Source organism: Serratia sp. AXJ-M, assembly GCF_046531865.1.
Lineage (GTDB): Bacteria > Pseudomonadota > Gammaproteobacteria > Enterobacterales > Enterobacteriaceae > Serratia > Serratia liquefaciens.
Genome location: NZ_CP059394.1, coordinates 4621545 through 4633555, shown reverse-complemented (window position 1 = coordinate 4633555; position 12011 = coordinate 4621545). Strand labels below are relative to the sequence as shown.

Below are 12011 nucleotides of genomic sequence, written 5' to 3'. Positions count from 1 at the left end.
ATTAACGCACTTTCAGCGGGTCTTCATCCGCTAAACGCTGATCTTCCGCCTGACAGGCAGCTGCGGTGAACAGCACGTCGGTCGAGGAGTTCAGCGCGGTTTCGGCGGAGTCTTGCAGTACGCCGATGATAAAGCCGACGGCCACCACCTGCATTGCCACGTCGTTCGGAATGCCGAACATGTTGCACGCTAATGGGATCAGCAGCAGTGAACCACCTGCCACGCCGGAAGCGCCGCAGGCACAGATAGCCGCGACGACGCTGAGCAGCAACGCCGTGGGCACATCAACCGGGATCCCCAGAGTATGCACCGCCGCCAGCGTCAGCACGGTAATGGTGATGGCGGCGCCAGCCATGTTGATGGTGGCACCCAGCGGGATGGAAACCGAATAGGTGTCTTCGTTCAGATTCAGCTTTTTGCACAGCTCCATATTCACCGGGATGTTGGCGGCTGAGCTGCGGGTGAAGAAGGCGGTCACGCCGCTTTCGCGCAGGCAGGCAAACACCAGCGGATAAGGGTTGCGACGGATTTTCCAGTAAACGATCAGCGGGTTCAGCACCAGCGCCACCAACAGCATACAGCCGATCAGCACCACCAGCAGTTGCGCATAGCCCCAAAGCGCCCCGAAACCGGTATCCGCCAGCGTCGAGGCCACCAGACCGAAAATACCGAGTGGAGCGCAGCGGATCACCGCGCGTACCACCAGGGTGACCGCATGCGACATATCGTTAATCAGCGATTTGGTGGTTTCAGAGGCGTGGCGCAGCGCCAGCCCCAGACCCACGGCCCAGGCCAGAATACCGATATAGTTGGCGTTAATCAGCGCATGGAACGGGTTGGCGACCACGCTCATCAGCAGGCCTTTCAGCACTTCAATAATGCCGCCCGGCGGGTTGATATCCGCATTGCCGGTCACCAGCGCCAGGTTGGACGGGAACATAAAGCTGACCACTACCGCCACCAGCGCCGCGGCGAAGGTCCCCAGCAGGTAGAGGAACAGGATCGGGCGGATATTGGTTTTTTGCCCGTGCTTGTGGTTGGCGATTGAGGCCATGACCAACACCAGCACCAATACCGGCGCTACCGCTTTTAGTGCCCCGACGAACAGGGCGCCAAGCAGGCCCACCGCAGAAGCTGTTGCCGGCGAGATCAACGCCACGATAATCCCGGCCACCAGGCCGATCATGATTTGTTTAACCAGACTGCCCTGTACGATCCTGTGTAGTAAGTTTTGCATAATGCTTTTTCCCGATGATGTTGCGTACAGACTTTGTCACCTCGGTGGGAACGCCACCGGACAACTTTATAGGGATCTGTAACCAAGTGTGTTTGCCGAATCAGTATTCAGTAAAGCCTGGGTATTGGAAAGGGGAGAGGGTGAAATTCTGAGCGCGGATCAACTCTTTATAACATACTGATTACATTTGTGTGATCGCAATAACATTTGGCGTTTGGGGGGAATTGCCAAACAATCGCGGGGCGGCAAGCCGCCCCGGCTAACAGATTATGGTGCTTTATGATTGGCCAGACGGTCGTTACGACGGTTAACCCAGGCGTTGATCACCAACGTTAACGTCAGGATACCGGCCACCACGCCGAGCGAAACGCCGATCGGGATATGGAAGAAGTCGATAATCAACATCTTGACGCCGATAAACATCAGGATAATCGACAGGCCGTATTTCAGCATCGAGAAACGCTCAGCCACGTTAGCCAGCAAGAAGTACATGGCGCGCAGGCCCATGATGGCGAACAGATTCGAGGTCAGAACGATAAACGGATCCGTGGTCACGGCGAAAATCGCCGGGATGCTATCGACCGCAAAGATCACGTCACTCAGTTCGACCAGGATCAGCACCAGCACCAGCGGCGTAGCGAACAGCAGGCCGTTGCGGCGCACGAAGAAACGTTCACCTTCCAGGTTGTCGGTCATACGCAGGTGGCTGCGCAGCCATTTCACCAGCGGCTTGTCACCAATCGCCGAGTCATCTTCTTTTGCCAGCGCCATCTTGATACCGGTAAACAGCAGAAACGCACCGAACAGGTACAGCAACCACTGGAACTGGGTCACCAGCCAGCTACCGGCGAAGATCATGATAGTACGCAGCACGATCGCGCCCAGTACGCCAAAGATTAGCACCCGACGCTGCAGGTTGGCCGGAACGGCAAAGTAGCTGAACAGCATCAGCCAGACGAAGACGTTATCGACCGCCAGCGCTTTTTCGATCAGATAACCGGTGAGGAAGGCCAACGCCTGGGTGTCGGCGACGGCGCGCCCGGCGGTTTGGTTCAGGTAGTACCAGAAGCCCAGGTTGAACAGCAAAGAGAGGCTGACCCACACCAGCGACCAACTGGCGGCCTGCTTGAGCGTCATGGTGTGTGCGCCTTTGCGGCCTTGCAGCAGTAAGTCGATTGCGAGCATCACAACTATGATGGCGGCAAAGCTGCCCCATAACCAAGGTGTGCCAACGGTATTCATCATCAGAGGTATCCTTCAAAAACAAAAACGGCCAACGTCGGAAGACGCTAGCCGCTCTTATGAACGCTGCAAGCAAACCTCGCCTTCCGGCAAGGTCTCACTTACAACGTTGATGAAGGTGCACTGATCGTGCCCGTTACATCATGTTGCCCGGTAACCGGATGCTTGCGCATCGTAATGACGATTGACCGGCAATGAAGTTACTCCCCTTTGCACGGCAGAAAGTAATGCAAAATATGTCAGCGGTCAACGTTTATTAAGTTACCCGGCCAGGGCTTTTTGCGCGCCGAGGCTGACGACAAATCCCTGCAGCAGCAGCCGACTGAACGGCGTATCGCTAACCTGCTGTTGCTTAAGCTGATACGCTGCCTGCTGCTCTGGATACAGCTCACCGAGCCAGCTCAGATACTGGTGCATCACCGCGCCGTTAAATTCCGGATGGAACTGGGTCGTCAGCACGCGATCGCCATAACTGAGGATCTGATAGGCATCCTGTTGCGACCGGGCCAGCACGACTGCGCCGGCGGGGGGCGTCAACACGCTCTGCGAGTGGATCAGATTGGCCTTGAAGCGCGGCGGTAACATCGCCATTCGCCGGTCGTTGGCGGCGGCGGGCAGCAATTCGACGTCCAATGTGCCGACTTCCATACCCTGCGGGTGATAACCGACTTCACCGCCAAGCGCATAGGCCAACAGCTGGTGCCCGTAGCAGGCACCGAAGATCGGCAGCTGGATCTGCATCGCCTGGCGCAGCCACTCGGCGGCTTGCTCGCTCCACGGCAGCCGTTCGGTCACCATCGCAGGTGAACCGGTGATCACCACGCCGGCGTAATTTTGCGGCGGCAGCGGCTGCTCGCCTGCGGGAAGGTGCACGATCTGCACGCGATCGGCATCAATGTTCCCCTGTTGCAAGAACATGCCGTCGAAGTTGGCCTTTTCCCGACGGATAACCTCTGGGGCGTCGCCGGTTTGCATCAGTAATAAGGGTTTCATGTCACTCTCCGTCGGCAGGGAAGACTACGCCGGTCTGGCGGCGAATTTCGGTCAGCAGGCGGGCGATAATCAGCGAATTCTCCAGCCCCGGGTGTTCCACCTGCCGTTTTTCCACCAGGTCGGCGAACACCAGTGCCTCATACAGCATGGTATTGATGTGCTGAGGACGGGTCAGATCCTGACGATGGCCGCCGCGTGGGGTCAGCACCACGCCCTGACACTCAGAAATTTTCTCAATCACCAGCGTTCCTTCTTCGCCCTGGATCTCACTGGGAATGTCCGAGTTGCTGACCTTGGAGTGGGAGAGGGTGACGTCGAAATCGCCGTAGTTGAGGCAAGCGGTACCGTGGGCATCCACACCGGTATCCAGCAGCGCCGCGCTGGCAATCACCGATTTCGGTTCGCCGAACAGGGCTACGGCGCTGGCCAGGCAGTAATAGCCAATGTCCATGATTGAGCCGTTGGAAAACTGCGGATTGAAGGTGTTCGGATTCTCGCCGGCCAGATAGCGCGGGTAGCGTGACGAGTATTGGCAGTAGTTGAGGAAGGCTTTGCGCAACCTGCCGATTTGCGGCAACGCCTGTTGCAGGGCCAGGAAATTCGGCAGATGAGCGCTTTTGAAAGCTTCGAACAGCACCACCTGATTTTCACGCGCGCAGGCCACCAGCTTTTCGGCTTCACGCAGGTTGGACACCAGCGGCTTTTCGCAAATCACATGCTTTTTATGGCTGAGGAACAGCAGCGATTGTTGGCAGTGAAGGGCGTTGGGGCTGGCGATGTAAACCGCATCGATGGCATCAGATTGGGCCAATGCTTCAAGGGAATCGAAAAACAGGCTGACGTGGTAGTTGGCGCCAAATTCCTGCGCTTTTTCCAGCCTGCGCGAATAGACGGCGGTCAATTTCAGCTTGCCGCTTTCGTGCGCGGCGTCGATAAAGCGTTCCGTAATCCAGTTGGTGCCCACAACGGCAAAGCGAATCATAGATATCTCCGGTTCCCAGGCGCTGTACCCTATGCACTTCACGCGTCGCACAGGGTAGAAAGAATCAGATTATCACGGCATTTACAGAAGGCGAATCTCGCTATGCATACAGATCGCCAAACACGGAGAGGTGGGTCAGATACAGCCGGGTGTCGAACTCCAACTGATGGTAATTGGGTTCCATATGGCAGCACAGGCTGTAGAAGGCCTTGTTGTGGTCTTTCTCTTTCAGATGCGCCAACTCATGTACCACGATCATGCGCAAAAACGGCTCAGGCGCCAGCTTGAAGACCGTCGCCACGCGGATTTCCGCCTTGGCCTTCAGTTTGCCACCCTGCACGCGGGAAATGGCGGTGTGCATGCCCAGCGCGTGTTTCATCACCTGAATTTTACCGTCGTAAGCCACCTTGCTCAGCGGTTGAGCGTTGCGCAAATACTGGTTTTTCAGATCGACGGTAAACTGATAAAGCGACTTGTCGGTAGTGCAGTCATGCACTTGCGGATAGCGCTGCAACAGCACATCCCCCAGGCGTCGTTGGTCGATCAACTGCTGCACCTGGCTTTGCAGATGTTCAGGGTAGCCCTGCAGGTAGGTCAGTTCGGACATCATCTTCCCGTTTTGGCCTCAATTGAGCGGGTCATTGTATGATGTTTTTTCGTGCAAAGCCCGCAAAGGGCAATTTATCCGAAAAAACATTTTACTGCCGGGCGTTTTTAGGGGATAAACAGCCCAAATTTTATCAGTCAGGAGGGGCAATGAGCCAACTCGATCTGGGAACACAGCAACTTGAGCTGGAACGTTATCCCCAACAGGAAGAATCCACCCAATTGCAGGCGTGGGAAGCGGCGGACGAATATCTGCTGCAACAGCTTGAAAATATAAACATTGGCGATCGCCCGGTGCTGATTTTCAACGACAACTTCGGCACGCTGGCCTGCGCACTGCACGCTCATCAGCCTTACAGCATCAGCGATTCCTACATGAGTCAGTTGGCAACGCGCCATAACCTGAAGCTCAATGAACTGGATCCGGAGCAGGTGACGCTGCTGGACAGCCTGGCCGAACTGCCTGCTTCACCGGCAGTGGTGCTGATCCGCATTCCTAAAGCGCTGGCACTGCTGGAACAGCAACTGCGCTCGTTGCGCAACGTGGTGGCGCCGGATACGGTCATTATCGCCGGAGCCAAGGCGCGTGACGTTCACACCTCGACCATGCAGCTGTTTGAAAAGGTGCTTGGCCCAACGCGCACCAGCCTGGCATGGAAGAAAGCGCGTCTGATCCACTGCGAAGTGACGGACATTGTGCCGCCGGCGGCCCCGGAAACCACCAACTGGACGCTGGACGGCACGGATTGGCTTATCCACAACCATGCCAACGTGTTCTCGCGCAGCAATCTGGACATCGGCGCGCGCCTGTTCCTGGAACATCTGCCGAAGGATCTGGAAGGGCATATTGTCGATCTCGGCTGTGGTAATGGCGTGATTGGCCTGACGGCACTGGCGCAGAATCCGCAGGCTCAGGTGACGTTTGTCGATGAGTCTTATATGGCGGTGGCCTCCAGCGAGTTGAACGTAGAGCACAACCTGCCGCAGGATCTGGATCGTTGTCAGTTTGAGGTGAACAACTCACTGGCGGGGATTGAGCGTGAAAGCGTGCAGGCGGTACTGTGCAACCCACCGTTCCACCAACAGCATGCGATCACCGATCACACCGCTTGGCAGATGTTCTGCGACGCCAAGCGTTGCCTGCAGGTCGGTGGCGAGTTGCGCATCGTCGGCAACCGTCATCTGGATTACCACCATAAGCTGAAGCGCCTGTTTGGCAACTGCACCGTTGTGGCATCCAACAAGAAATTTGTGATCCTCAGAGCGGTGAAATCCGGCGCACGTTACTGATTGACCGAGGGGCGCGGTGAATGCGCCCCTCCATGATTAGCGAATTAAAGTGCCATTGCCAGCCGCGTGCCCTGATCGATAGCGCGGCGGGCATCCAGCTCGGCGGCGACGTCCGCACCCCCAATCAAATGCACGGTTTTTCCCATCTCCAGCAGCGGTTGCTGCAGTTCGCGTCTGGGTTCCTGTCCGGCGCAGATAATCACCGTATCCACCGGTAGGCAGCTTTCCTGTTCGGCGCGTGAAATATGCAGGCCTTCATCATCAATGCGTTGGTAGTTCACGCTGTTGAGCATTTTTACACCGCGCATCGCCAGGCTGGTGCGGTGGATCCAACCGGTGGTTTTCCCCAGGCCTTCGCCCACTTTGCTGGTTTTGCGTTGCAGCAGGTAGATCTGCCGAGCAGGGCGGGCAACCACTGGCCCCTGCACCGCCAGCCCGCCGCGTTGGCTAAGCTGGTCATCGATACCCCATTCACGGTTAAATTCCGCCGGATCCAGACTGCTCGACACCCCGTGTTGGCTGAGGTATTCGGCGGTATCGAAGCCGATGCCGCCGGCACCGATAATCGCCACGCGCTGGCCGACCGGCTTTTTATCGCGTAGCACATCCAGATAGGTCAACACTTTGGCGTTGTCGATGCCGGGGATTGCCGGGGTACGCGGCACAATACCGCAGGCAAGGATCACTTCGTCGAACTCCGCCAGATCGGCCGCCGTCACCCAGGTGCCGAGCTTCACATCGACCTCTTGCAGCGTCAATTGGCGACGGAAATAACGCAGCGTTTCATGAAACTCCTCTTTACCGGGGATCTGCTTGGCGATATTGAACTGGCCGCCAATCTGATCGGCGGCATCGAACAGCGTCACCCGGTGGCCGCGGCTGGCTGCGGTGGTGGCAAAGGCCAATCCGGCCGGCCCGGCTCCGATCACCGCCAGCTTTTTCGGCTTCTCCGTTGCCACCAGCGGCATCTCGGTTTCGCGACAGGCTCGAGGGTTCACCAGGCAGGAGGTGAGTTTGCCTTCAAAAATCTGGTCGAGGCAAGCCTGGTTACAACCAATGCAGGTATTGATTTCATCGGCACGCCCTTCGGCGGCTTTCTGCACAAAAGCGGCGTCGGCCAGGAACGGACGCGCCATTGATACCATGTCGGCGCAGCCGTCGGCCAAGACCTGCTCGGCTACCGCCGGGTCGTTGATGCGGTTGGTCGTGATCAGCGGAATGCGTACCTTACCCATTAGCTTGCGGGTCACCCAACTGAATCCGGCGCGTGGCACCATGGTGGCGATGGTGGGGATACGCGCCTCATGCCAGCCAATGCCGGTGTTGATAATAGTGGCCCCGGCTTGCTCAACGGCCAGCGCCAACTGTTCGATTTCCTGCCAACTGGAGCCGTCTTCAACCAGATCGAGCATCGAAAGGCGGTAAATCAGGATAAATTCGTGGCCGACCGCCTGGCGTACCGCCCGGACGATCTCCACGGCAAAACGCATGCGGTTGCTGAAGCTGCCGCCCCATTGATCATCACGCTGGTTGGTGCGTGCGACCAGGAACTGGTTGATCAGATAGCCTTCGGAACCCATCACTTCGACGCCGTCGTAGCCAGCCTGTTGAGCTAAAGCCGCGCACTGCGCGAAGTCTGCGATAGTTTGCAGAATGTCCGCTTCGCTCAGTGCGGTAGGGGTAAAGGGATTGATCGGCGCCTGTAGCGCGGAGGGGGCTACCGGCTGCGGCTGGTAGCTGTAGCGACCGGCATGCAGGATCTGCAGCGCAATTTTACCGCCGGCCTTGTGGACGGCGTCGGTGACGATGCGGTGATGGTCGACCTGCTCCGGGTGGCTCAGGGTTGAGCCGCCGCGATACACCACACCTTTTTCATTGGGGGCGATGCCGCCGGTGACGATCAACGCCACGCCGGCTGCGGCGCGCTCGGCATAGAAAGCGGCCATGCGCTCGGGGCCATTCGGCAGTTCTTCCAGGCCGGTGTGCATCGATCCCATCAGCACCCGATTTTTCAGGGTGGTGAAGCCGAGATCCAGCGGCGCCAGCAGGTGTGGGTAATTGCTCATTGCAGTCTCCATCATTCATCCCCTTCATCTTTCAAGCTGCAGCGTTGTTGGCTGCTTTCGCTCACCCCAGTCACCTACCTGAGTAAGCTCCTGGAGACTCGCGAACTTGCTGCCTCGCTGCCGCGTGAAAGCTATTGGGTATGATCTGTCGTTATTATTATGTGCGACCTCAAGTGGTCGGATGAGATAAATCTAGCCGTTGTCTCTGTCGTTGGGAATCTGCGTTGCGCTGAATGTGATAGATGTCATGAATCTGTGCCTCTGTTTGCATGGTGAACAACAAATGGGTTAGCATTCGTTCGTCATAAATTTCCTCTCTACGGAGCCATCACCGAAAATGAACATACACGCCTGCTGATATCTTGTCCCACGTTGCGCACACCGGTGCCTTGTGGGGATGTTTTGATTTCATTCAGGAGTGCTTATGGCTCATTTTGCGCAATCCTCTCATTTTGTTTTACATCACCTGATCTGCCAGTTCGCTGACGGCGAAACGCTGTTCGGTCCCTTGGATTTGACTTTCGATCAGCAACGCTGTGGCCTGGTTGGGCGCAATGGCGTCGGCAAAACGCGCTTGCTGCGTTTGATCGCCGGACTGGATCATCCCGGTGGCGGGCATGTTGAATCCCATGCATCGCTGGCGTACGTCGCGCAACAGCCGGAGCTCTCCCCACAGACTACGCTGGCCCAACTGCTGGGCTACGGTGAGATATTTGCCGCATTGGCCCGCCTTGAGCAGGGGCAACCGCTGGCGGACGATCTCGATCTTTTGGAAGGTCAGTGGGATCTGCGCGATCGCCTGCAGGCTGCCTTTGTCGCCGCCGGGTTACCGGCGTTCGATGCGCAACGCCCCGTGAGCGATTTGAGCGGCGGTGAACGAATGCGTGCCGCGCTGTGTGGGGCGATACTGAGCAACGCGGATTTTTTGTTGCTCGACGAACCGACCAACCACCTCGACGGCCGGGGCCGCGACTGGCTGTATCAACAGGTGGAACAGTGGCGTGGGGGCTTGCTGGTGGCCAGCCACGATCGGCAGCTGTTGGCGCGTATGCAGCGCATTGTCGAACTGACGCCGGGCGCATTGCACAGCTACGGCGGCAACTACGACGACTATCGCCGCCAGCGTGATTTGGAGCAGCAGGCCGCACGAGCCGGGCTGGAACACGCGCGCCAGGAACGGCGGCGCACCCGGGCCCGGCAGCAGAAAGAACACGACATCAGCCAACGGCGCTCTGCGCAAACGCTGAAAACCGTCGATACGCTCAATATCGCGTCTTTTGAGCGTGTGGCCTACAAAGCGGCGGCCAAAGAAAGCCTCGGCACGCTGCGCAAGCAGCATCAGGACCAGAAGGATGCCCTCGATGCTGCCGTGCGCGATGCCTATCAGCGGGTGGAAGACGACTGCCCGGTGATGCTCACCCTGCCGGGCAGCGCCGTGGTAGCGGGCAAACAGGTGCTGGTACTCGAACAGTTGGAACTGCCTTTTATCACCATGCCGCCGCTGAATTTTCGCATTGATGGCCCGATGCGCGTGGCGCTGACCGGCCCGAACGGCTGCGGAAAATCCACGTTGCTGAAGGTGATCCTGGGGCAGTTGGCGGCCAAAGCGGGGAGTTGTCACTGCCCACTGTCGACGGCTTACCTCGATCAAACCCTTTCACAGCTCGATCTTTCGCTGTCTGTGGTTGAGCATCTGGGGCTGCAGGATTCACCGCTCAATGAGGGTACGGTACGCAGTCAATTGGCGCAGTTGCAGCTAAACGCCGAACGCGTGCTGTTGCCGATGGCGGTGCTGAGCGGCGGCGAACGACTGAAGGCGGCGCTGGCCTGCATGCTGTGGCGTCGAGAGCCGGCGCAGTTGTTGTTGCTGGATGAGCCCACTAACCATTTGGATCTGGCGTCGTCACTGGCAATCGAGGCTTCGCTGGCCAGCTTCCCCGGCGCGATGCTGGTGGTTTCTCATGATGAAAACTTCCTGCAGGCGCTGAAATTGACCCATCGTTTGCAGTGGCAGGCGGGGGAATGGCACCTACAGAGCTTATGAGGCTCATTAGTGCCTTAGGGCCGCCTTCTGTTTTCAGGGGGGATGCACTCCAACAGCAGGGTAAAAGCGGCGGCCATCTGCTCTTCTGGTACGCAGGCAAAGCCCATCAGCAGGCCGCGGCGATGGTTGGGCAACATGTAGTACCGCGACAGCGGCCGTACCAGTACGCCACGTGTATTGGCTGCGGCGGAAATTGCCACATCGTCCGCCTGGTCCGGCAGGTTGAGGATCAGGTGCAGCCCGGCATTGTTATTGAATTCACTCAGGGCCTGCTTACCCAGATGCTGCTCGATAAGACCGGTGAGGAAGGCGCGCCGCCGGGCATACAGCAGGCGCATGCGGCGGATATGTGCGCTGTAGTGGCCTTCCTGAATAAACTGCGCCAGCGCGGTCTGGATCAGCAAATGGCCGCCTCGATACAGTTCCGCGTGGGCAGTTTTCAGCGCCGCCATCAGCGGTTTCGGCAACACCACATAACCCAGTCGCAGCGCCGGATACAGCGTTTTGCTGAAGGTGCCGATATAGATCACCGGCGCGTCGGCTTCCAAGCCCTGCAACGCCGGGATCGGCTGACCGGAAAAGCGAAACTCGCTGTCGTAGTCATCTTCAACAATCCAACTGCCGGCGTTGCGCGCCAAGGCCAATAACCTTTGCCGACGCGCCAGGCTCATCACCGATCCCAATGGGTACTGGTGCGACGGCGTGACGAAAATCAGCCGCGGCGCCTCGGTAGGCTGTTCCGGTGGCACCATACCGGCTTCATCCACCGCCAACGGGCAGATATTCACGTCGTTCATCCGCAGGATATTGCGGATCCCCCAATAGCCCGGTTCTTCAATCCATGCGTCATCGCCCGGATTACACAGCAGGCGTGTCACCAGATCTATCGCCTGATGGATGCCTTCGGTAATCAGAATTTGCTCTGGCGAACAGCGTACCGAGCGCGCTACGCGCAGATAGTCCACCAGCGCATGCTGCAGCTCCGGACTGCCGCCCTGGTTGCTGTAGGTCAACTTCTGCGGGGCCGGACGACGGCTGATACGCGCCTGGATCTTGCTGAATAACTGGTGTGGGAAAGCATTGACGTCAGGCACGCCGGGGATAAAGGCGCCCCACTGTTTGGGGCTGGCGCTGGCGTGGTGCAGCAGAGTGGCACCGCGCGCTGACAGTTCAATCCGTCGCTGTTCCCCGTCACTGCCTGCTGGCGTGCTGACGGTGGATAAACAGCTGTCCGGGACGGTTTCGGCGACGAATGTACCGCTTCCGGCGCGCGCCAAGACATATCCTTCCGCCAAGAGTTGTTCATAAACGGTTAATACAGTGTTACGAGAAAGGCTGAGCTCCTGGGCTAAATCCCGTGAGGCGGGCAGGCGGCTGGAGGGCGGCAGGCTACCGTCCAAAATGCTGGTGCGGATCGCATTATAAAGCCGCTTATGCAGCTTATCATCCGGCTGTTCGCCAAGACGTTGCAACAGCAGGTCACCACTCAGTGAGCGCAATTGGATCCCTCAATTAATCGTAACTGGCTCTCGATTATAGGGCCACATCCTG

Annotated in this window: 9 protein-coding genes; 2 read left to right on the top strand and 7 right to left on the bottom strand. The window is 58.1% G+C overall.

Translation table 11 applies throughout. The annotated features are described in order from the left end of the window. Position 1: 1 nt before the first annotated feature. The 5 genes from sstT to H0S68_RS21570 form a co-directional block, all read right to left on the bottom strand. On the bottom strand, positions 2–1237 hold the full coding sequence (sstT, locus tag H0S68_RS21590; RefSeq protein ID WP_130017008.1) for a serine/threonine transporter SstT: 1236 nt from the start codon (positions 1235–1237) through the stop codon (positions 2–4). Positions 1238–1504: 267 nt separating this feature from the next. Further along, positions 1505–2482 (bottom strand): TerC family protein, encoded by a 978-nt coding sequence (locus H0S68_RS21585; protein WP_020831791.1) that lies wholly within the window; start codon positions 2480–2482, stop codon positions 1505–1507. A gap of 258 nt (positions 2483–2740) precedes the next feature. Next, entirely contained in the window at positions 2741–3472 is a 732-nt protein-coding gene (locus H0S68_RS21580; protein ID WP_122080279.1) for a glutamine amidotransferase, read from the bottom strand. Between the two features lies 1 nt (position 3473). Beyond that, positions 3474–4454, bottom strand: a complete 981-nt coding sequence (locus H0S68_RS21575; RefSeq protein ID WP_410529016.1) for a Gfo/Idh/MocA family protein — start codon at positions 4452–4454, stop codon at positions 3474–3476. 100 nt (positions 4455–4554) lie between these two features. Further along, positions 4555–5061 carry a M48 family metallopeptidase gene (locus tag H0S68_RS21570; protein WP_122080277.1) on the bottom strand — a complete coding sequence of 169 codons (507 nt, stop codon included), beginning with the start codon at positions 5059–5061 and terminating at the stop codon, positions 4555–4557. Positions 5062–5210: 149 nt separating this feature from the next. On the opposite strand from H0S68_RS21570, the gene rlmG reads away from it, so the two are divergent. After that, on the top strand, positions 5211–6350 hold the full coding sequence (gene rlmG, locus H0S68_RS21565; protein WP_115060554.1) for a 23S rRNA (guanine(1835)-N(2))-methyltransferase RlmG: 1140 nt from the start codon (positions 5211–5213) through the stop codon (positions 6348–6350). A gap of 44 nt (positions 6351–6394) precedes the next feature. Here the strand turns inward: rlmG and H0S68_RS21560 are convergent, their stop codons facing one another. After that, positions 6395–8416, bottom strand: a complete 2022-nt coding sequence (locus H0S68_RS21560; protein WP_122080275.1) for an FAD-dependent oxidoreductase — start codon at positions 8414–8416, stop codon at positions 6395–6397. 424 nt (positions 8417–8840) lie between these two features. On the opposite strand from H0S68_RS21560, the gene H0S68_RS21555 reads away from it, so the two are divergent. Then, positions 8841–10460: an ABC-F family ATP-binding cassette domain-containing protein gene (locus H0S68_RS21555; protein ID WP_410529015.1), complete on the top strand. Its 1620-nt coding sequence runs from the start codon at positions 8841–8843 to the stop codon at positions 10458–10460. A 14-nt stretch (positions 10461–10474) separates the two neighbouring features. On the opposite strand, the gene H0S68_RS21550 is transcribed toward H0S68_RS21555, so the two are convergent. Next, on the bottom strand, positions 10475–11959 hold the full coding sequence (locus H0S68_RS21550) for a PLP-dependent aminotransferase family protein (RefSeq protein ID WP_410529014.1): 1485 nt from the start codon (positions 11957–11959) through the stop codon (positions 10475–10477). Between the last annotated feature and the right edge of the window lie 52 nt (positions 11960–12011).